We start from the raw sequence: 18856 nt of genomic DNA, 5'->3' as shown, positions 1-18856 counted from the left end.
CCCTCGCCTATGGCGGGGGCTTTTTATTTTCAGCAACTTTTATCCAGCCATTTCGGCTCATACCGCCCTGCCCCACAAAGCAGTCCTGTTTCTCCCTCATTTTTATACCGAATAAATTTTAAGCAATTATTTGTAAATTATCCCATCTCCGCCAATAGTTAAAATATTGTTAACTCCAATTTAAATAGAGACGTCGGATGCTGGCGACTGTGGAAGCAACACTTAAGTAAAGACATGAGTCAGGCATCTTTATGGCCGATACCAAACTAAGCCAATGCTCAGATGTAAACTTGAAAAAGTCGCTTCAAGTTTGACTGAACAAAAACCGCTGTCAGTTGGTATAAGCGGATAATGTGGGAATAAATCAAGGAGGAGTTATGCCTCGAACTGTTAATCCATCGGACTTCCACAACAAACGAAAGGAAGTGCCAGACAACGAATACGCCAGAACCATACCGTGCAATACGGTCAATCTTTCTGCACCTTTTCATTGGCTCGCATTAGGTCTGCATGATTTCGTGCGAATGCCGCTTATTAGTGCTTTCTATGGCATCTGTTTTATGGCTGCTGCGATAGGCATTGTTTTGCTCGTACAGTGGCAAGGCACACACTTAGTCGTCATGCCCAGTTTGATTATTTACATGTTAATTGGTCCGTTTCTCGCGCTGGGCTTGTATGATGCCAGTTGGGAGAGAGAGCGCGGACACAAAGCAAGTTTGTTCCATTCAATGAAAGCGATCGGTCGTAACTCAACATCTCAATGGGCGTTCGCCGTGTTACTCGCAGTGTGTATGATATTTTGGATGCGCATTGCCGCTCTACTTCATGCGCTCTACCCTTCTGTTCAAGGGGCACCTTTAAGTGAGTTCCTACCCTTCCTTGTCATCGGCTCTTTAGTTGGCTTTGTTTTGGCTTGTGTGGTGTTTAGCATTTCAGCCTTTTCTATTCCGCTCATGATGGAGCGTCGCGTAGACATGATGACCGCTGTATTTACCAGCTTTAATGCCGTGAAATCCAACATTCCAGCAATGATTGTTTGGGCAGCGATCATCTGTGGCGGTATTCTTATCGGCTTTGCGACCTACGGGATCGGAATGTTGTTTACCATGCCAATTCTAGGCTACGGTACATGGCACGCTTACCATGCCACCATCAAGAAAAAACACACACCATAATTAACTGATGCTATGATCTGGCCCTCGCAAATGCGGGGGCTTTTTTATTTGATTTATCGAGGTGAATTGTGGATATAGAACTCAGCTATAAAGCCAAGCAAGTGATGGCGGGCTGTATCGCGATGGCGGAACAAGCTTTCAAACGTTCTTTCCCGATTCCAACAATCACCTTCGACGTCCGTGGGAAAGCGGCAGGAAAAGCCTACCTTCAATTAAATCAAGTACGCCTAAACCCTGTTTTATTTCGCGAAAACACCCAAGCATTCTTAGATGAAGTCATTCCTCATGAAGTAGCACACCTGATTACTTATCAGGTTTACGGGCGAGTTAGGCCTCACGGTAAAGAATGGAAAGGCGTCATGGAAGCCGTATTTAACGTACCAGCCAAAACCACTCACAGCTTTGAAGTAAAATCCGTTCAAGGTAAAACCTTTGAGTATCGTTGTGGTTGTATGACCTACCCTCTATCGATTCGCCGTCATAATAAAGTGCTGCGCAAAGAGGCGACGTACTCTTGTCAAAAATGTCGCCAATCACTTAACTTCACCGGCATTCAATTATCGTAGCCCTTACCTCATAGTGTTACTTGCGTTCCCAAAATAAAGATCGAGTTGATCAAAACCTTCCCTTCGCCACTTATTGTTAACTTACTCATCACTAAAGCTATTTTATGCGTGTTATCATGAATAAAGTCATACTTTATAAAGACTTTTATCATGAAATACTTATTCTCTCTGTTGCTTATCGCGCTTTCTAGCACTGCGATTGCCGCGCCACCGAGCTCATTCTCTGCTGCCAAACGTGAGGCGGTCAAAATTTATCAAGACCATCCAACAAGCTTCTACTGTGGCTGTAACATTCAATGGCAAGGCAAGAAAGGCTTACCCGATTTAGCCTCTTGCGGCTACCAAGTCCGTAAACAAGAAAAACGGGCTGCACGAATCGAATGGGAGCACGTTGTTCCTGCGTGGCAATTTGGCCACCAGCGTCAATGCTGGCAAGATGGCGGACGTAAAAACTGTAAGAAAAAAGACAAAACTTTTCGTTTGATGGAAGCAGACTTACACAACCTAACTCCTGCTATTGGTGAAGTAAACGGTGACCGTTCGAACTACAACTTCAGCCAATGGAACGGTATGGATGGTGTGAGTTATGGTCGCTGTGAGATGCAAGTGAACTTTAAGCAGCGTAAAGTCATGCCACCAGACCGTGCGCGTGGCTCAATTGCTCGTACCTATCTATACATGAGCAAAGAGTACGGTTTCAAACTGTCGAAGCAGCAAACGCAATTAATGAGTGCTTGGAACAAAACCTATCCTGTCGATAAATGGGAATGTGAGCGTGACGAGCGCATTGCAAAAGTACAGGGCAATCACAACCCATTTGTTCAAGAAGCCTGCCGCGCACTGTAACCTCCGACCTCGAAGCGTTTCAATTACTGATATTGAAACGCTTCTTGCCCCTTGTTTTTTCGGTGCAAAGCATCCATGTTAGGGTTTAAGTTTATTCTCTTGCTGGAAATCTCATGCGTACCCCTCGAATTTATCATCCAGAAACCATTCATCAACTTGGCTCACTTGCTTTAAGTGACGACGCAGCAGGCCATATCGGTCGTGTTTTGCGCATGAAAGAAGGCCAAGACGTTCTCCTTTTTGACGGCAGTGGCGCAGAGTTCCCAGCGGTTATCAGTGAAGTCAGCAAGAAATCAGTTTTGGTTAACATCACCGAGCGCGTAGAAAACAGTATTGAATCCCCTTTAGATCTGCACCTTGGTCAAGTCATTTCACGTGGCGATAAGATGGAGTTCACCATCCAAAAGTCTGTTGAACTTGGCGTCAATACCATCACTCCTCTGATTTCTGAACGTTGTGGTGTCAAGCTTGACCAAAAGCGTTTTGAGAAAAAACTCGCGCAATGGCAGAAAATCGCCATCAGTGCCTGTGAGCAATGTGGGCGTAATGTCGTGCCCGAAATTCGTCCAATTATGAGCTTGGAAGAGTGGTGTAAAGAAGAGTACGATGGTTTAAAGCTTAACCTTCACCCTCGTGCTAAATACTCAATCAACACTTTGCCAACCCCGGTTGAAAAAGTGCGCCTACTGATCGGTCCTGAAGGCGGTTTATCGTCTGAAGAAATCGAGATGACTCGAGAATACCAATTTGAAGAAACGCTACTCGGCCCTCGCGTTCTGCGTACCGAAACAGCGGCTCTGACAGCAATTACAGCCTTACAAGTTCGTTTCGGCGATCTTGGTTAAACGGAGAAAAATAATGATCAAACTCGGTATCGTAATGGACCCAATCTCGTCCATTAACATCAAAAAAGACTCTAGCTTTGCCATGATGCTTGAAGCGCAACGACGCGGCTATGAAATCCACTACATGGAAATGAATGATCTACATCTCGATCAAGGCGTTGCCATTGCAGATACTAAAGTGGTGGAACTAAAAGAAGATCCAAACGGTTGGTACGAGTTCAAATCAGAGCAAACTATCGAACTGTCTGAGCTAGACGCGGTGCTAATGCGTAAAGACCCTCCGTTTGATACTGAATACATCTACGCGACTTACATCCTTGAGCGTGCAGAAGAACAAGGTGCACTGATCGTTAACAAGCCTCAAAGCTTACGTGATTGTAACGAAAAGCTGTTTACAGCATGGTTCCCAGAGCTGACACCTACAACGATCGTGACGCGAAAAGCAGAAAAAATTAAAGAATTTCGTGAAAAACATGGTGATGTCATCCTGAAACCGCTTGATGGTATGGGTGGCGCGTCCATCTTCCGTGTGAAGGAAAACGATCCAAACGTCTCTGTGATCATCGAGACATTGACTAACCACGGTCAAAACTACGCAATGGCACAAACCTTCGTGCCAGACATCAGCAACGGTGACAAACGTATCCTAGTAGTAGATGGCGAACCTATGCCTTACTGTCTAGCACGCATTCCTGCTAAAGGCGAAACGCGCGGCAACCTAGCCGCTGGTGGTACTGGTGAAGCTCGTCCGCTAAGCGAAACCGACCTCAAAATTGCGCAAACCGTTGCTCCGACACTGAAAGAAAAAGGCCTTATCTTTGTTGGCCTTGACGTAATTGGCGACAAGCTAACAGAAATCAACGTCACCAGCCCAACCTGTATTCGCGAAATTGAAGCAGCTTTTGATATCTCAATCACAGGCAAGCTGATGGATGCGATTGAGCGTCGAGTAAAAGGCGAATAACTCAAACTGTATTACAGTTAATAGAGAGCGTAGTACATTAACTCAAGCAAACTCATGCACATACCTAGATGATAAACTGTATGATGTTTGCTTAAGGGCATTTACGAGAGTTAAGGGTCAGTATGAGTATGAATCTCACAAATCACTTTTTGGTTGCCATGCCTGGGATGAAAGATCCGTACTTTCAAAACAGCGTGATCTACGTTTGTGAGCACAACGAAGACGGCGCTATGGGGCTGATGATCAATGCTCCTGTTGATATCACCGTCGGCAACATGCTCAAGCAGGTGGAAGTTCAGCCAGTACACCCGCGCCTATTTGAAGCCAGTCTAGATAGACCAGTTTACAATGGCGGCCCAATCTCGGAAGATCGTGGTTTTATTTTGCATAAACCCAAAGATTACTACGAGTCCAGCGTCCAAATGACCGATGACCTCGCGGTAACCACTTCGCGTGATATTCTGTCGGTGTTAGGAACAGAAGCAGAACCAAGTGATTACTTAGTGGCACTTGGCTACTCCGGTTGGAGTGCAGGCCAATTAGAAAGTGAGCTGGTCGAAAACTCTTGGCTCACCATTGAAGCGACGCCTGAAATTATCTTTAATACACCAATCAACGAGCGTTGGAAGAAAGCGGTCGAAAAGCTGGGTATCGACCCAAGTCACCTTTCAGCAGACTCTGGACATGCTTAGTCCAAATATACAGTTACATTAGATAGAGACACCTTATGTCACGCACAATTATGGCTTTTGACTTTGGAACCAAAAGCATTGGTAGCGCTATTGGCCAAGAAATTACTGGTACAGCTTCCCCATTAAAAGCCTTTAAAGCCAATGACGGTATTCCAAACTGGGACGATATCGAAAAGCAAATCAAAGAGTGGCAACCAGATTTGCTAGTGGTCGGTTTACCGACCGATCTGCATGGTAAAGACCTTGAGACCATAACCCCTCGTGCACGAAAATTTGCTAAGCGTCTGCAAGGCCGATACGGATTGCCTGTTGAGCTGCATGATGAGCGTTTATCTACTGCAGAAGCTCGTGCGGAGTTGTTCAGCATGGGCGGCTACAAAGCCCTATCGAAAGGTAATGTTGACTGCCAGTCAGCGGTGGTGATTCTAGAAAGCTGGTTTGAAGCCCTTTGGGGTGAGTAAACACTTCAAGCACAATGAAAAAAGGTTGGCTTCTGCCAACCTTTTTTGTTTCTGGATTGGATTAATCCATATCGATCTTAACGTTTGCCAAACTGCCCGTAGAGAATGCTTCACCACGCTGCGTTTTCAACATCAGGCGCAGATCATTTGCCGAGTCGGCACTATGTAGTGCATCCTCTTCGCTGATCTTACCTTGCATCACTAACTTATAAAGAGATTGATCGAACGTCAGCATACCAAACTCATTTGAGCGAGCCATGGTTGACTTCAACTCATGTAAATCTCCGCGACGAATCAAATCCGACACACGTGGGCTATTTAGCAAGATCTCAAATACACCATGACGTCCCTGCCCATTTTTATCTCGGATCAACTGCTGACCAACCACGCCTTTTAGGTTCATCGACAAATCGAACAAGAATTGTTCTTTTTGATCTTTCGGTACCAAGTGAAGAATGCGCTCTAAAGCTTGGTTTGCATTGTTGGCGTGCAACGTTGCCATACACAGGTGACCCGTTTCGGCGAAGGTCATCGCGTATTCCATTGTTTCACGGCTACGGATCTCACCAATCAAAATCATATCTGGTGCTTGGCGCAGCGAGTTTTTAAGCGCAACTTCATAGCTTTCCGTATCTAACCCAACTTCACGTTGAGTCACGATACAGCGCTTGTGTTCATGCACGAACTCGATCGGATCTTCGACCGTCAAAATGTGCCCGGTTTTATTGCTGTTTCGATAGCCTGTCATCGCCGCCATGGTGGTCGATTTACCCGATCCAGTAGCACCGACCACCAGCACCAAACCACGCTTAGCTATCGCCAAATCTTGCAACACTAACGGTAACTTTAACTGCTCAAAAGTAGGAATATTGGTTTCAATACGACGAATCACTGCGCCTGGTAACTCGCGTTGAAAAAAGGCACTCACACGGAAGCGACCACAATCTCTCACAATGGCAAAATTCGACTCGCGACTTTTACGAAATTCCTGACGCCGATCTGGTTCCATAGCGCTATCGAGTAATGCAGCCACATCACTCTCGGTAAGTTTTTCCCCTTGCGGACGCAATTCGCCATCCACACGAAATAGAATTGGCGCTCCAACCGTGATGTAAAGATCCGACGCTTTCAGCGCCAGCATGCCTTCGAGAAATTTATCTAGATCCATCTTCCGTATTCACCATTATCTGTATGAACGTTACGAGAATTGCTGCACTTCTACTCCGATCTTACTATCGACCTCTTCACGAGCAACCATGCCTTGCGCCATTAACTGACGAGCATTTTGCTCCATGGTTTGCATGCCGTGAGCCGCACCTGTTTGAATGATCGAATACATCTGCGCGACTTTGTCTTCGCGGATCAAATTACGAATCGCAGGCGTTGCCATCATAATTTCATGGCATGCAATACGGCCACCACCATTACGCTTCAGAAGCTTTTGCGCGATAACCGAACGAAGAGACTCAGATAGCATCGAGCGGACCATATCTTTATCACTACCAGGAAAAACATCGATAATACGGTCAATAGTTTTTGCCGCCGAGCTGGTATGCAACGTCCCGAAAACTAAGTGACCCGTTTCTGCCGCCGTTAAGGCAAGGCTGATGGTTTCTTTATCACGCATCTCACCGACTAGAATCACATCCGGGTCTTCGCGCAATGCACTACGCAAAGCATTTTGGAAACTATGGGTGTCACGGTGAACTTCACGCTGGTTGATCAAACATTTATTGTTGTTGTGAACAAATTCAATCGGATCTTCAATTGTGAGTACGTGCTTGTTGTGATTACGGTTAATGTAGTCAACAATGGCTGCTAAGGTCGTCGATTTACCTGAACCTGTTGGGCCAGTGACCAGAACTAAGCCTTTTTCAGCGTTCGCAATTTTTTTGAAGATCTCTGGCGCTTCTAGCTCTTCCAGAGTTGGAATGCTACTTGGAATGGTACGGAATACTGCCGCACAACCGCGAGATTGGTTGAAGGCGTTGACACGGAAACGGCCAACGTTATGCAACTCAAAAGAGAAATCGACTTCGAGTTTTTCTTCGAACTCACTGCGTTGGGCATCGTTCATGATTTCGAAAACCAAACGATGCACTTCTTGGTGTGTAAACGCTGGAATACCTAGTTTTCTCACATCCCCATCAATACGAACCATTGGTGGGACACCTGCAGAAAGATGTAGATCCGAGGCATTATGTTTTACACTAAAATCCAGTAACTCAGTGATATCCATTTAAAATCCTTAAGTCTAAAGTACAGCTATGAGTAGTATTCAACAAAATATTGAACATATCACCTCTCAAATTCGATATGACGAGCAAAAATGTGGTCGAACTCCAGAGTCAGTGCAACTTCTAGCGGTAAGCAAAACTAAACCTGTCGAGGCAATTCTCGAAGCCTACCAAGCGGGACAAACCGCCTTTGGTGAAAACTACGTCCAAGAGGGCGTCAGTAAAGTTCAGCACTTTGCCGAGCATTATCCAGATAATCGAATCGAATGGCACTTCATTGGCCCGATTCAGTCGAATAAATCGCGACTTGTTGCTGAACATTTCGATTGGGTTCACACCATCGATCGAACCAAGATTGCGCAACGCCTGAATGATCAGCGGCCAAGCGAACTTAAACCGCTACAAGTTCTGATTCAGGTTAACACCAGTGGTGAAGCATCTAAGTCTGGTGTCACTGAAACGGAAGTATTCGAGCTGGCGGAGTTGATTTCTCGCCTACCCAACCTCACTTTAAGAGGGTTGATGTCGATTCCTGCCAACGTGTCTGACTACGAATCACAACTCCGTGAATTTCAGAAGTTGGCTACGTTGAAGCAAACACTCGAAGCACAGTTCCCAGAAATCGATACATTATCAATGGGAATGAGTGGTGATATGACCGCTGCAATCGAAGCTGGTAGTACAATGGTTCGTATTGGAACCGCTATTTTCGGCGCACGAGACTACAGCTAAATCAACAAAACGCTCACTCGCGACATAAGTTATGTCGTCAATCGTTAGAGCGTAAATGCGCAATCATCTTACTCGCCAATAGGAGCAGTAAGTAACAGCGGCGCCATTATACACCTGAGCGCACAACAAATTCTGAATATCATGATGGAAATCAGACAAATGGAACATAAAAAAATCGCCTTCATTGGTGCTGGCAACATGGTGAGAGCCATTGTTTCAGGCTTGGTTGCTAACGGATACCCAGCGCAAAACATTACCGCGACGGCTCCTTCAGAGGCTCGCCGCCTTCTGCTAGAACAAGATTTTGGCATCCGTACCACCAGCGATAACATCCAAGCTGCGACCGAGGCGGATGTGGTGGTATTGTCTGTGAAACCGCAAATGATGGCGGATGTCTGTAAACCACTGCAATCGATCGATTTCACTAATAAACTGGTGATTTCTATTGCCGCAGGCATCAACTGTTCTCGATTGGATGATATGCTAGCCACCAAATTGAACTTGGTTCGTGTTATGCCAAATACGCCATCACAACTTGGGTTGGGTATGAGTGGGTTATTCGCACCAACTCATGTAACCGAGCACGACAAAGCTTTTGCCGCAGAGTTAATGGAAGCGGTCGGTAAAGTATGTTGGGTTGAGCAAGAGTCAGGTATCAATAATGTGATTGCCGCAGCGGGCAGTGCTCCAGCATACTTCTTCCTGTTTATGGAAGCGATGCAAGCAGAAGCGATTGCGCAAGGCTTTGATAAAGAGACTGCTCGACTATTGGTTCAACAAGCTGCATTGGGCGCGGCCAGTATGGTGGTTAGCAACCCAGAAACTGAGCTATCGACCCTGCGTGAGAACGTGACATCGAAAGGTGGGACAACGGCAGAAGCACTACGTACATTCAACGAACATCAACTTTCAGATATTGTCGCTAAAGCCATGCAAGCTGCTGTGGCTCGCGCGGAAGAAATGGAAAAACTGTTTTAATTATTTGGATGAACTCCGTTTAGTATCATCCATCACTTGTTAAGGGTACCTTATGAATTCAATGAGTTTTCTCATCTCAACCCTATTTGACCTGTACATCATGGTCGTAATTTTGCGAATTTGGTTGCAAGCTGCGCGCGCAGACTTCTACAACCCATTCTCGCAATTCATAGTAAAAGCGACTCAGCCGGTCATTGGTCCATTGCGCCGCGTTATCCCTTCCGTGGGGAATATTGACCTAGCAACCGTGTTGTTTGCCTACGTGTTGTGTGTGCTTAAATTTGTCGTGCTTATCCTAATAGCTTCGAACGGTTCCGTCTCTTTCAGCGCTGACTTCTTATTCTTGGGCTTATTATCATTAATCAAAGCCGCAGGTGGCCTATTGTTCTGGGTACTATTGATCCGTGCAATTTTGAGCTGGGTAAGCCAAGGCCGCAGCCCTATCGAGTACGTATTCCATCAACTGACCGAGCCAATGTGCGCTCCAATCCGTCGTATTCTTCCGGCTATTGGTGGTCTTGATTTAAGCGTACTGGTGTTATTTATCGGCTTGCAGTTCGCGAACTTCTTAATGGGCGATATCATTGGTCCAATTTGGTTCCAGCTATAATGTCAGCTGCAGTTTGGCAAGATGGTGAGGACATCATCCTGAAGCTCTATATTCAACCTAAAGCTAGCCGCGATAAAATCGTTGGCTTGCATGGTGAAGAGCTAAAAATCGCCATTACTGCTCCACCTGTCGATGGCAAAGCTAATGCACACCTAACTAAGTTCTTAGCCAAGCAGTTTAAAATCGCTAAGGGCTTGGTTCACATAGAAAAAGGTGAATTAGGACGGCACAAACAAATTCGGATAGAATCGCCTACCCAGATACCGACAGAAATTAAAGCCATCATATGATGGCTTTTTATTTACGATTTTGTACCACACTTACTAATACCAACGACTGAGTACGCATTTTTTACCCCCTGACCAAGGTAAAATTGCAGCTATGGTTGTTTTATAACAAGTGCTTTGAGGAAGTAACAATGAGCAAATGGATTACCGCATTACTGATTAGCCTGTTGTCGTTACCAAGCTTCGCCGATCAGTTTAAAAATATGAAAGATATCGAAGTACACTATGTCGCGTTTAACTCAACATTCCTAACACCCAAAGTCGCACGTAGCTACGATATCAAACGTAATGGATACCTCGCTGTGGTTAATATTAGCGTGTTAGATAGAGCTTCATTGGGTAAGCCAGCATTAGAAGCAAAAATTGCTGGACGCGCGAAGAACCTTATCGGCCAAACTCAGACCTTGACCTTTCGTGAAGTCAAAGAAGGCAATGCGATATACTATTTAGCCGAACTGCCAATTACCCACGAAGAAACTTTTACTTTCGATATTGACGTAAAAGCTGGAAACAAAGGCTCAGGTAAGCTTAAATTCACCCAGAAGTTTTATGTTGAAGAGTAATTGGGTTGTGATGTTCCAAAAGCTTTTGGATCTAAGCAGGCTAAAAACCACTTATTAGTTAAAGAATATCTAGAGGAGAACGATTTGTTCTCCTCTATCACTATTAAAAGAGATTCCCATGAAAAAAATTGTGCTAGCAACTGGTAACCAAGGCAAAGTTCGTGAAATGGCAGATTTGTTGTCTGACTTCGGCTTTGAAGTATTAGCGCAAAGTGAATTCAATGTATCGGAAGTAGCTGAAACGGGTACAACTTTCATTGAAAACGCAATCATTAAAGCTCGCCATGCCGCACAAGAAACAGGGCTTCCTGCCATTGCAGACGACTCTGGATTAGAAGTCGATTTCTTAAAAGGCGCTCCGGGCATTTACTCTGCACGTTACGCAGGCGAGAGCGCATCTGATCAAGAGAATCTAGTAAAATTGCTAGCGGCAATGGAAGGCGTACCAGAAGCAGAGCGTACAGCACGTTTCCACTGCGTATTAGTCCTCATGCGTCACGAGAACGACCCAACGCCTATCGTCTGTCACGGTAAATGGGAAGGCCGAATTCTAACTGAAGCACACGGTAAAAATGGCTTTGGCTACGACCCAATCTTCTTTGTTCCTGAAGACAACTGTGCGTCAGCCGAACTTGAACCTGCACGTAAGAAACAACTGTCTCACCGCGGTAAAGCGCTCAAGTCGTTGTTTGCTCAACTGTCTGAGCAAGTGTCTCAGTAATCACGAGCGAATTAGACCATGTTAACGCCCCCAGCACTCAGCTTGTATGTACACATCCCGTGGTGTGTGCAAAAGTGCCCGTATTGCGACTTTAACTCTCACGCGCTCAAAACCGAGATTCCAGAAGAAGAGTACATCAGTGCCCTTTTAGAAGATTTGGATACCGACATTGAGAAATACCGACTTAACGAAGCGCCACGTCCACTGCATTCAATCTTCATTGGTGGTGGTACGCCGAGTTTGATTTCGGCAGAAGGCATCGAGCGTCTACTTAAGGGCATTGAAGCGCGTATTCCGTTCAAGCCTGAAATCGAAATCACCATGGAAGCGAATCCAGGCACCATCGAAGCAGAGCGTTTTGTTGGCTACCGCAAAGCTGGTGTAACGCGTATCTCTATCGGCGTGCAAAGCTTTGAGCAACAAAAGCTTGAGCGTTTGGGGCGTATTCACGGCCAAGACGAAGCCGTCAACGCTGCTCAGCTGGCGCACCAAATCGGTTTGAACAGCTTTAACCTCGATCTCATGCACGGCTTACCTGATCAAAGCATCGAACAAGCCTTGGCAGATTTGGACAAAGCGATTGAGTTGGCACCGCCGCACTTGTCTTGGTATCAGCTGACCATCGAACCAAACACCATGTTTTACTACAAGCCACCAACGCTACCTGACGATGATGACTTGTGGGATATTTTCGAGCTCGGACACCAAAAACTTGCAGCTGCGGGTTATGTGCAATATGAAATCTCCGGTTACAGCAAGCCGGGCTATCAGTGTCAGCACAACCTCAACTACTGGCGCTTTGGTGATTACCTTGGTATCGGTTGTGGCTCTCATGGCAAACTCAGTTTTACCGACGGACGTATTATTCGAACGACAAAGGTAAAACACCCGCGAGGCTATTTAGCGGCTTATCAAAATATGGTCAAACCTTATCTGCATACAGAACATGTCGTCGCGGATGAAGATCGTCCATTCGAGTTTTTTATGAACCGATTCCGCTTAATCGAAGCCTGTCCGAAGCAAGATTATGTGGACACCACGGGCTTACCGCTCAGTACGATTCAAGAAACCATCGACTGGGCGATAGAAATGGGCTACCTGAGTGAAACGGCTACCCATTGGCAAATTACTGAAAAAGGGAAGCTCTTCCTTAATGATTTGCTCGAAGCCTTTATGGCCGAAGAAAGCGAAGACTAACGCAACCCCAAAACAAAAAAAGCCTCTCAATTGAGAGGCTTTTTATTTAGAAACAGTACCATCCTAAATAAGGTTGACACATTTCCAACATTAGAAAATTGAACGGCCAATTCGCTCTGAGAGCAGCTCAAGCGCCTTAGTACCAGCAAGCGAGTTACCTGAAGGATCAAGCTCTGGAGACCATACTGAAATGGTCATTTCACCAGGTACTACCGCAATAATGCCACCACCAACACCAGACTTACCAGGCATACCAACGCGATAAGCAAACTCGCCCGCGCCATCATACAAGCCACACGTTGCTAACAGTGCATTAAGTTGTTTGGTTTGCACAGGAGAAACTACAGGCTTACCCGTTTGTACCGATGTGCCCTTGTTTGCTAAATAGCTAAACGTTTTAGCCAAATCGACGCAACTCATCTTCAGCGCACAAGCGTGGAAGTAGTTTTGTAGTACTGGAATCACTTCATTTTCGAAGTTGCCAAACGAACGCATGAGATATGCAATCGCCGCATTACGATCACCATGCATCATTTCGGATGCCGCAACGACTTTGTCATACACAATATGGGTATCACCAGAAAGCTGACGCACAAATTCCAACAGGCGCTGACGAGGTGCAGATAAGCGAGTTTGTAACAAATCTGCCACTACTATCGCTCCAGCATTTATAAATGGATTACGAGGAATACCTTGCTCCATTTCTAGCTGGATTAGCGAATTAAATGCCTGCCCCGAAGGCTCTTTTCCCACTCGAGACCAAATTTCTTCTTGCTTGTACAAGCACATCGCTAACGTCAAGCTCAATGCTTTTGAAATAGATTGGATAGAGAAAGGTTCATCGGCATCACCCGCCTTAATAACCTCACCTTCGTTGGTGTATACCGCAATACCTAACTTGTTGCTGGGTACTTTTGCCAGAGCAGGAATGTAATCAGCCACTTTACCTTGGCCGATTAAAGGGCGTACTTCCGCCAAAATATCTGTCAAAATTTCCACTGTCGGTTTCATTCTCTACCTTCTATTTACAAGAGAACTCGTTGAGCTCAGAGGTAAAAAAAGCCAACGTGTCGTTGGCTTTTCCATAGGGTTCGTTCGACTCAAGTCGATTATGGTTTTACTGCCACAATAATATTGCGGTTGATAGATTGATCAACACGGTGAAGATAACCGATGTAAGGCTCTTCTGAAAGTACCTTCCAACCTTGCTCTTCAAATAATGCCGCGACATCTTTCCATTTCAATGTGAATTCATTGAAAGACAACACCACTGAACCTTGCTTTTTCAATACCACTTTCCATGCAGGCAGAGCCTCTTTTAAAAGCTCTAGTGGACTACGGTTCAGTTTGCTGTCCTTGGCATTTTTGCTGCCGTGCTGCACGCCGTAAGGCAAGTCAGACACCATCACATCAACTGAGTTCTTTTTCACGACTTGATCAGCGATACGAGTATCAGCCGAATACAGCTTCATAAACTGAAGATTGCCTTGGTTGTAATCTTCTTTATTTGCTGCAGTTTCAACCACGAAACCATCCGCCACTTTCTTGCCACCCGCAGTGCGCTTTTCTTTGCTCACTTTGTGCTTAAAGCGGCCATTCTTCATGAACTTAACAATAAAGGTCTGGATCTCTTGCACCCACTTGGCGTTGATCTCAACCCCTACCACGTTCAAACCGTGGATCAAGCCTTCAAATAAGGTTGTACCTTTACCACACATTGGATCCATTAAGGTCAGTTGTTCACTTCCCGTATTGGACGCACTAATGCCGATATTCACCATCAAACGGGTAAACTGCTCGTTTGTTTTCCCGGTGTAGCGCAAAATCTGGCTCATACTTTCCGGGAAAGTGTTAAATACGGGCGCTTGAACTGGTCGAAGTAAACCATCTTCGCGCACTTCAAATAGCGCATAGTAAATCGAAGAGGCTGCGATTCTTCGCGCCTGCTCATCGGTTAGCGCTTCCTGACAAGAAAACACCAACGCAGCAGGTAAGCCAACGTCTTTACTACCAATTTCTGTCACATCCACGCCTTGTGAAGCTAAAATTGCTTTTAGCTCAGAACAGGCAATGGTCATTGCGCTATCAAAGTAAATTCGGTTATGACCCGGATTCGCTAATATCGCGTAATGGTACATCCCATGAACTCCTCTGGTTACGCAATACGCTTATATTTGATATCCCAAACACCGTGACCAAGACGGTGACCACGAGCTTCAAACTTCGTTAGCGGGCGATCGTCTGGACGAGGAACGAAATCACCATCTTTAGCAATGTTTTCGAAACCTGGCGCTTGGTTCATCACTTCAATCATGTGCTCTGCGTAGTTTTCCCAGTCGGTCGCCATGTGGAAAATACCTTCATTAGGGATAAGCTTCTCACGCACCATTTCCGCAAAACCTAATTGAACAATACGACGCTTGTGGTGACGCTTCTTATGCCAAGGGTCTGGGAAGAACAATTGCAGTGTCGATAAGCTGCCATTTGGGATCATGTGTTCGAATACTTCTACCGCATCGTGACACATTACACGCAGGTTAGTAATTCCCGCTTCGCGAGCATCGGCAAGACAAGCACCAACGCCTGGGCTATGAACTTCGATACCGATGAAGTTTTTCTCTGGCGCGTTCTTTGCCATTTCAACCAATGAAGCACCCATACCAAAACCGATCTCAAGCACTACTGGGTTATCGTTGCCAAACACTTCTTTCCAATCGAGAAGTTCAGCTTTGAAGTCAATACCCATCGTAGGCCAGCATTCATTCATCGCGCTCTCTTGACCTTTAGTCAAACGCCCTTCACGGCGTACAAAGCTGCGGATTTTGCGGATCAGCTTTCCGTCTTCGTTGTATTCGTTAGTGGTTACTTCACTCATTGATTTTGCCTGCACATTGATTAATCAAAGCGGGGATTATCCAAAGAATTTACTTAGGTGCAAGTATTTGTTGAGCTCTTGGTCTATGGCAACCCAAAAGCAACGAGACACCTCTTTATATCCCTACTGTTTATCCGTTGTACTTCTTGTCCATTATGTGGTGCAATTTTGCACCTAACCAATAATAGAATACAGAGCAAGTCGTGACACCTTTCGCCAGTGCCATCCTAGAATGGTATGACGCATATGGAAGAAAAGATCTTCCGTGGCAACAAAATAAGACCGCATACAGTGTCTGGTTGTCTGAAATTATGCTTCAGCAAACTCAGGTCACTACGGTTATTCCGTATTACCAACGTTTCTTGGAGCGCTTTCCAACCGTGATCGATCTTGCCAATGCTGAGCAAGATGAAGTCCTACACCTTTGGACTGGCTTAGGGTATTACGCCCGAGCCCGTAACCTTCACAAAGCAGCACAAGAGGTCGCCTCTACATACAATGGTGAGTTTCCTCTTGATATAGAGAAAATGAACGCCCTACCGGGGATTGGTCGCTCTACTGCTGCCGCCATTTTATCGTCTGTGTATAAACAACCACACGCGATTCTTGATGGTAACGTGAAGCGCACCCTATCCCGCTGTTTCGCAGTCGAAGGATGGCCAGGACAAAAAAAGGTTGAAAACCAGCTGTGGGAAATTGCCGAAACGCATACCCCACAAACGGATGTAGATAAGTATAACCAGGCAATGATGGACATGGGCGCAATGGTCTGCACTCGCAGCAAACCCAAATGTAGCCTCTGCCCTGTTGCTGACCTGTGTGTGGCAAAACAACAAGGTAATGTGCTCGACTACCCGGGCAAAAAACCGAAGAAAGATAAACCAATCAAGCAAACTCGTTTCGTGATGCTTCACCACAACACCGAAAATGGTCATGAGGTGTGGTTGGAGCAAAGACCACAAACAGGCATTTGGGGTGGCTTATTCTGCTTCCCACAAACCGAACATGTGGATGCAGAAAGCGACATTGAATTGCTACTGGATCAACGCGGCATTCAAGCCAGCAATATCAAACAGAAGCAAACACTGATTACCTTTCGTCATACATTCAGCCATTACCACCTAGATATCACGCCAATTTTGATTGATTTATCAAAGCAACCGGACGTGATAATGGAAGGCAACAAAGGTCTTTGGTATAACTTATCTAAACCTGAAGAAGTCGGTTTAGCCGCGCCAGTAAAACTATTGCTGGAAACGCTACCCCACGAACTTCGTTAATTGAATACAAGGAGTCATTATGAGCCGCACTGTATTTTGTGCTCGACTAAAGAAAGAAGGCGAAGGTCTAGACTTTCAACTTTACCCTGGTGAACTAGGTAAACGCATTTTCGACAACATCTCGAAAGAAGCGTGGGCTCAGTGGCAACACAAACAAACCATGTTGATCAACGAGAAGAAACTCAACATGATGGATCCAGAACACCGCAAACTGATCGAAACAGAAATGGTAAATTTCCTCTTTGAAGGAAAAGACGTTCATATCGAAGGTTACACACCGCCGAGCGAATAAAGTCGCTTGAGTTAAACAATGACATCACAACCATTTGTGGTGTCATTTTTCTATTACCTTCAATAACTCTGATACTTATGAAAAAAATTGTCTTTATCGCTGCCGCACTTTTAATGGCAGGCTGTAGCCGTGAATTCGTCGAAAAGATTTATGACGTCAACTACGAGCCAACAAACCGTTTTGCCAATAACTTAGCTGAGCTACCAGGACAATTTGAAAAAGATACTGCGGCGCTAGATGCCTTAATCAATAGCTTTTCAGGCAATATTCAAAAGCGCTGGGGTAAAAAAGAAATCAAGTACGCTGGCAAGAGTAATTACGTTAAGTACATCGATAACTACCTTAGCCGCGCCGAGGTCGACTTTCGCAAAGGCGTGATCACGATAGAGACCGTATCACCGACCGAGCCCCAAAAACACCTAAAAGACGCGATTGTCACCACCTTATTAACACCAGACGATCCCGCGCACGTCGACTTATTCTCCTCTAAAGGTATCACGTTAGAGGGGCAACCATTCCTGTATAAACAAGTTGTCGACCAAGACAATAAGCCAATTCAATGGTCTTGGCGGGCAAACCGATTTGCGGAATACCTCATCGCAAATAAAATAAAAACCAAAAATGTAGATTTCAAGAAAGCGTATTACGTCGAAATTCCCATGGTTGAAGACCACTTTTCAACTCGCAGCTACCAATACGCCGATATCGTGCGTCGAGCTTCCAAGAAATACGACATTCCAGAAGACTTGATATACGCCATTATTAAAACCGAGAGCAGTTTCAACCCATACGCGGTAAGTTGGGCAAATGCGTATGGCCTAATGCAAGTTGTACCTAAAACAGCGGGACGAGATGTGTTCAAACTCGTGAAAAAGCGCTCGGGCCAACCAAGCCCTGAATATTTGTTTAATCCAGAAAACAACATAGATACCGGTACTGCGTATTTCTATATCTTAAAAAATCGTTATTTAAGAGAAGTCCGCCACCCTACCTCTCTCGAGTACAGCATGATTTCAGCTTACAATGGCGGTACTGGAGGAGTTTTAAACACATTTCATCGCAGTGATCGCAAACGCGCAATGCAAGATCTTAATTCATTGCAACCCAACCAAGTTTATTGGGCGTTAACCAAGAAACACCCGAACGCAGAAGCGCGTCGCTACCTAGAAAAAGTTACAAATTTCAAAAAGGAATTTAACTCGAAGCAAACTTTGTAGTGACAGTTGAATAAAAAGCGTTCGAACAACCACTTTTTTGAAATTATTTAAAAAAAGTGGTTGACGCAACGCGGGAAAATCCGTTTAATAGCGCTCCGTTGCCCGGATAGCTCAGTCGGTAGAGCAGAGGATTGAAAATCCTCGTGTCGGTGGTTCGATTCCGCCTCCGGGCACCACAATTTGATTTGTTGGTGTCTTAACGAAATGTTATAACACGGACAAAAGCACAAAGAATAAAGTGTGCCGACTTAGCTCAGTAGGTAGAGCAACTGACTTGTAATCAGTAGGTCACCAGTTCGATTCCGGTAGTCGGCACCA

General features: G+C 45.3%; 22 protein-coding genes and 2 tRNA genes. 19 read left to right on the top strand and 5 right to left on the bottom strand.

Features of this window, described 5'->3' with window-relative positions:
- Nucleotides 1-377 precede the first annotated feature (377 nt).
- From R7P72_RS10550 to ruvX, 7 genes are all read left to right on the top strand, one after another.
- Entirely contained in the window at nucleotides 378-1175 is a 798-nt protein-coding gene (locus tag R7P72_RS10550; RefSeq protein WP_169628505.1) for a DUF2189 domain-containing protein, read from the top strand.
- 68 nt (nucleotides 1176-1243) lie between these two features.
- Nucleotides 1244-1741, top strand: a complete 498-nt coding sequence (locus R7P72_RS10545) for a SprT family zinc-dependent metalloprotease (protein ID WP_054730277.1) — start codon at nucleotides 1244-1246, stop codon at nucleotides 1739-1741.
- A 150-nt stretch (nucleotides 1742-1891) separates the two neighbouring features.
- Nucleotides 1892-2587 (top strand): deoxyribonuclease I, encoded by a 696-nt coding sequence (gene endA / locus R7P72_RS10540; protein ID WP_025768831.1) that lies wholly within the window; start codon nucleotides 1892-1894, stop codon nucleotides 2585-2587.
- 113 nt (nucleotides 2588-2700) lie between these two features.
- Nucleotides 2701-3432 (top strand): 16S rRNA (uracil(1498)-N(3))-methyltransferase, encoded by a 732-nt coding sequence (gene rsmE / locus R7P72_RS10535; protein WP_025768830.1) that lies wholly within the window; start codon nucleotides 2701-2703, stop codon nucleotides 3430-3432.
- Between the two features lie 13 nt (nucleotides 3433-3445).
- The gene (gene gshB, locus R7P72_RS10530; protein WP_005381021.1) at nucleotides 3446-4396 is read left to right on the top strand and encodes a glutathione synthase; all 951 of its coding nucleotides are present in this window, start codon (nucleotides 3446-3448) and stop codon (nucleotides 4394-4396) included.
- Nucleotides 4397-4524: 128 nt separating this feature from the next.
- On the top strand, nucleotides 4525-5088 hold the full coding sequence (locus tag R7P72_RS10525) for a YqgE/AlgH family protein (protein ID WP_005381020.1): 564 nt from the start codon (nucleotides 4525-4527) through the stop codon (nucleotides 5086-5088).
- A 35-nt stretch (nucleotides 5089-5123) separates the two neighbouring features.
- Nucleotides 5124-5549: a Holliday junction resolvase RuvX gene (gene ruvX, locus R7P72_RS10520; protein ID WP_005381017.1), complete on the top strand. Its 426-nt coding sequence runs from the start codon at nucleotides 5124-5126 to the stop codon at nucleotides 5547-5549.
- A gap of 61 nt (nucleotides 5550-5610) precedes the next feature.
- Here ruvX and R7P72_RS10515 read toward each other — a convergent pair whose 3' ends face one another.
- Both R7P72_RS10515 and R7P72_RS10510 read right to left on the bottom strand, forming a co-directional pair.
- Entirely contained in the window at nucleotides 5611-6717 is a 1107-nt protein-coding gene (locus R7P72_RS10515) for a PilT/PilU family type 4a pilus ATPase (protein ID WP_005381016.1), read from the bottom strand.
- A 30-nt stretch (nucleotides 6718-6747) separates the two neighbouring features.
- Nucleotides 6748-7788 (bottom strand): type IV pilus twitching motility protein PilT, encoded by a 1041-nt coding sequence (locus tag R7P72_RS10510; RefSeq protein WP_054730276.1) that lies wholly within the window; start codon nucleotides 7786-7788, stop codon nucleotides 6748-6750.
- A 28-nt stretch (nucleotides 7789-7816) separates the two neighbouring features.
- On the opposite strand from R7P72_RS10510, the gene R7P72_RS10505 reads away from it, so the two are divergent.
- The 7 genes from R7P72_RS10505 to hemW all read left to right on the top strand — a co-directional run bounded on the left by R7P72_RS10505 (nucleotide 7817) and on the right by hemW (nucleotide 12874).
- A complete protein-coding gene (locus R7P72_RS10505) occupies nucleotides 7817-8518 on the top strand; it encodes a YggS family pyridoxal phosphate-dependent enzyme (protein WP_054730274.1) in 702 nt (233 codons plus the stop codon).
- 159 nt (nucleotides 8519-8677) lie between these two features.
- Nucleotides 8678-9496, top strand: a complete 819-nt coding sequence (gene proC, locus R7P72_RS10500) for a pyrroline-5-carboxylate reductase (protein WP_005381013.1) — start codon at nucleotides 8678-8680, stop codon at nucleotides 9494-9496.
- Between the two features lie 52 nt (nucleotides 9497-9548).
- Nucleotides 9549-10106, top strand: coding sequence for a YggT family protein (locus R7P72_RS10495; protein ID WP_005381012.1), 558 nt, complete (start codon nucleotides 9549-9551; stop codon nucleotides 10104-10106).
- The gene (gene yggU / locus R7P72_RS10490) at nucleotides 10106-10396 is read left to right on the top strand and encodes a DUF167 family protein YggU (RefSeq protein WP_005381011.1); all 291 of its coding nucleotides are present in this window, start codon (nucleotides 10106-10108) and stop codon (nucleotides 10394-10396) included. The genes R7P72_RS10495 and yggU overlap by 1 nt, the downstream gene beginning before the upstream one ends.
- Nucleotides 10397-10524: 128 nt before the next feature.
- Nucleotides 10525-10956, top strand: a complete 432-nt coding sequence (locus R7P72_RS10485; protein ID WP_005381010.1) for a DUF4426 domain-containing protein — start codon at nucleotides 10525-10527, stop codon at nucleotides 10954-10956.
- 118 nt (nucleotides 10957-11074) lie between these two features.
- Complete coding sequence (locus R7P72_RS10480; protein ID WP_137282374.1) at nucleotides 11075-11677, top strand: XTP/dITP diphosphatase; 603 nt, start codon at nucleotides 11075-11077, stop codon at nucleotides 11675-11677.
- Nucleotides 11678-11695: 18 nt separating this feature from the next.
- Nucleotides 11696-12874 carry a radical SAM family heme chaperone HemW gene (gene hemW / locus R7P72_RS10475; protein ID WP_005381008.1) on the top strand — a complete coding sequence of 393 codons (1179 nt, stop codon included), beginning with the start codon at nucleotides 11696-11698 and terminating at the stop codon, nucleotides 12872-12874.
- A 90-nt stretch (nucleotides 12875-12964) separates the two neighbouring features.
- Here the strand turns inward: hemW and glsB are convergent, their stop codons facing one another.
- The 3 genes from glsB to trmB all read right to left on the bottom strand — a co-directional run bounded on the left by glsB (nucleotide 12965) and on the right by trmB (nucleotide 15749).
- A complete protein-coding gene (glsB, locus tag R7P72_RS10470) occupies nucleotides 12965-13885 on the bottom strand; it encodes a glutaminase B (RefSeq protein WP_005381007.1) in 921 nt (306 codons plus the stop codon).
- 98 nt (nucleotides 13886-13983) lie between these two features.
- Nucleotides 13984-15012 carry a TRM11 family SAM-dependent methyltransferase gene (locus tag R7P72_RS10465; protein WP_025768826.1) on the bottom strand — a complete coding sequence of 343 codons (1029 nt, stop codon included), beginning with the start codon at nucleotides 15010-15012 and terminating at the stop codon, nucleotides 13984-13986.
- Between the two features lie 17 nt (nucleotides 15013-15029).
- A complete protein-coding gene (gene trmB / locus R7P72_RS10460) occupies nucleotides 15030-15749 on the bottom strand; it encodes a tRNA (guanosine(46)-N7)-methyltransferase TrmB (protein WP_005384506.1) in 720 nt (239 codons plus the stop codon).
- A 203-nt stretch (nucleotides 15750-15952) separates the two neighbouring features.
- Between trmB and mutY the strand changes: the two genes are divergently transcribed.
- The 5 genes from mutY to R7P72_RS10435 all read left to right on the top strand — a co-directional run bounded on the left by mutY (nucleotide 15953) and on the right by R7P72_RS10435 (nucleotide 18856).
- Nucleotides 15953-17029 (top strand): A/G-specific adenine glycosylase, encoded by a 1077-nt coding sequence (mutY, locus tag R7P72_RS10455; RefSeq protein WP_005381004.1) that lies wholly within the window; start codon nucleotides 15953-15955, stop codon nucleotides 17027-17029.
- 19 nt (nucleotides 17030-17048) lie between these two features.
- A complete protein-coding gene (locus R7P72_RS10450; RefSeq protein WP_005381002.1) occupies nucleotides 17049-17321 on the top strand; it encodes an oxidative damage protection protein in 273 nt (90 codons plus the stop codon).
- 77 nt (nucleotides 17322-17398) lie between these two features.
- Entirely contained in the window at nucleotides 17399-18538 is a 1140-nt protein-coding gene (gene mltC / locus R7P72_RS10445) for a membrane-bound lytic murein transglycosylase MltC (RefSeq protein ID WP_005381001.1), read from the top strand.
- A gap of 100 nt (nucleotides 18539-18638) precedes the next feature.
- Nucleotides 18639-18714 (top strand) — tRNA-Phe (locus R7P72_RS10440).
- A gap of 66 nt (nucleotides 18715-18780) precedes the next feature.
- Nucleotides 18781-18856 (top strand) — tRNA-Thr (locus tag R7P72_RS10435).

Source organism: Vibrio sp. Vb0888 (genome assembly GCF_033338835.1).
GTDB classification, from domain to species: Bacteria; Pseudomonadota; Gammaproteobacteria; order Enterobacterales; family Vibrionaceae; genus Vibrio; species Vibrio alginolyticus.
This window is presented reverse-complemented; position numbering and strand designations above follow the sequence as displayed.

Excerpts from the sequence above, each read along its gene's own strand:
- endA (WP_025768831.1), top strand. The coding sequence starts at position 1,892 with ATGAAATACTTATTCTCTCTGTTGCTTATCGCGCTTTCTAGCACTGCG.
- rsmE (WP_025768830.1), top strand. The coding sequence starts at position 2,701 with ATGCGTACCCCTCGAATTTATCATCCAGAAACCATTCATCAACTTGGC.
- R7P72_RS10550 (WP_169628505.1), top strand. The coding sequence starts at position 378 with ATGCCTCGAACTGTTAATCCATCGGACTTCCACAACAAACGAAAGGAA.
- hemW (WP_005381008.1), top strand. The coding sequence starts at position 11,696 with ATGTTAACGCCCCCAGCACTCAGCTTGTATGTACACATCCCGTGGTGT.
- R7P72_RS10465 (WP_025768826.1), bottom strand. The coding sequence starts at position 15,012 with ATGTACCATTACGCGATATTAGCGAATCCGGGTCATAACCGAATTTAC.
- proC (WP_005381013.1), top strand. The coding sequence starts at position 8,678 with ATGGAACATAAAAAAATCGCCTTCATTGGTGCTGGCAACATGGTGAGA.
- R7P72_RS10480 (WP_137282374.1), top strand. The coding sequence starts at position 11,075 with ATGAAAAAAATTGTGCTAGCAACTGGTAACCAAGGCAAAGTTCGTGAA.
- glsB (WP_005381007.1), bottom strand. The coding sequence starts at position 13,885 with ATGAAACCGACAGTGGAAATTTTGACAGATATTTTGGCGGAAGTACGC.
- R7P72_RS10525 (WP_005381020.1), top strand. The coding sequence starts at position 4,525 with ATGAATCTCACAAATCACTTTTTGGTTGCCATGCCTGGGATGAAAGAT.
- R7P72_RS10515 (WP_005381016.1), bottom strand. The coding sequence starts at position 6,717 with ATGGATCTAGATAAATTTCTCGAAGGCATGCTGGCGCTGAAAGCGTCG.
- ruvX (WP_005381017.1), top strand. The coding sequence starts at position 5,124 with ATGTCACGCACAATTATGGCTTTTGACTTTGGAACCAAAAGCATTGGT.
- gshB (WP_005381021.1), top strand. The coding sequence starts at position 3,446 with ATGATCAAACTCGGTATCGTAATGGACCCAATCTCGTCCATTAACATC.
- R7P72_RS10510 (WP_054730276.1), bottom strand. The coding sequence starts at position 7,788 with ATGGATATCACTGAGTTACTGGATTTTAGTGTAAAACATAATGCCTCG.
- mltC (WP_005381001.1), top strand. The coding sequence starts at position 17,399 with ATGAAAAAAATTGTCTTTATCGCTGCCGCACTTTTAATGGCAGGCTGT.
- R7P72_RS10505 (WP_054730274.1), top strand. The coding sequence starts at position 7,817 with ATGAGTAGTATTCAACAAAATATTGAACATATCACCTCTCAAATTCGA.
- R7P72_RS10485 (WP_005381010.1), top strand. The coding sequence starts at position 10,525 with ATGAGCAAATGGATTACCGCATTACTGATTAGCCTGTTGTCGTTACCA.
- R7P72_RS10495 (WP_005381012.1), top strand. The coding sequence starts at position 9,549 with ATGAATTCAATGAGTTTTCTCATCTCAACCCTATTTGACCTGTACATC.
- R7P72_RS10450 (WP_005381002.1), top strand. The coding sequence starts at position 17,049 with ATGAGCCGCACTGTATTTTGTGCTCGACTAAAGAAAGAAGGCGAAGGT.
- yggU (WP_005381011.1), top strand. The coding sequence starts at position 10,106 with ATGTCAGCTGCAGTTTGGCAAGATGGTGAGGACATCATCCTGAAGCTC.
- trmB (WP_005384506.1), bottom strand. The coding sequence starts at position 15,749 with ATGAGTGAAGTAACCACTAACGAATACAACGAAGACGGAAAGCTGATC.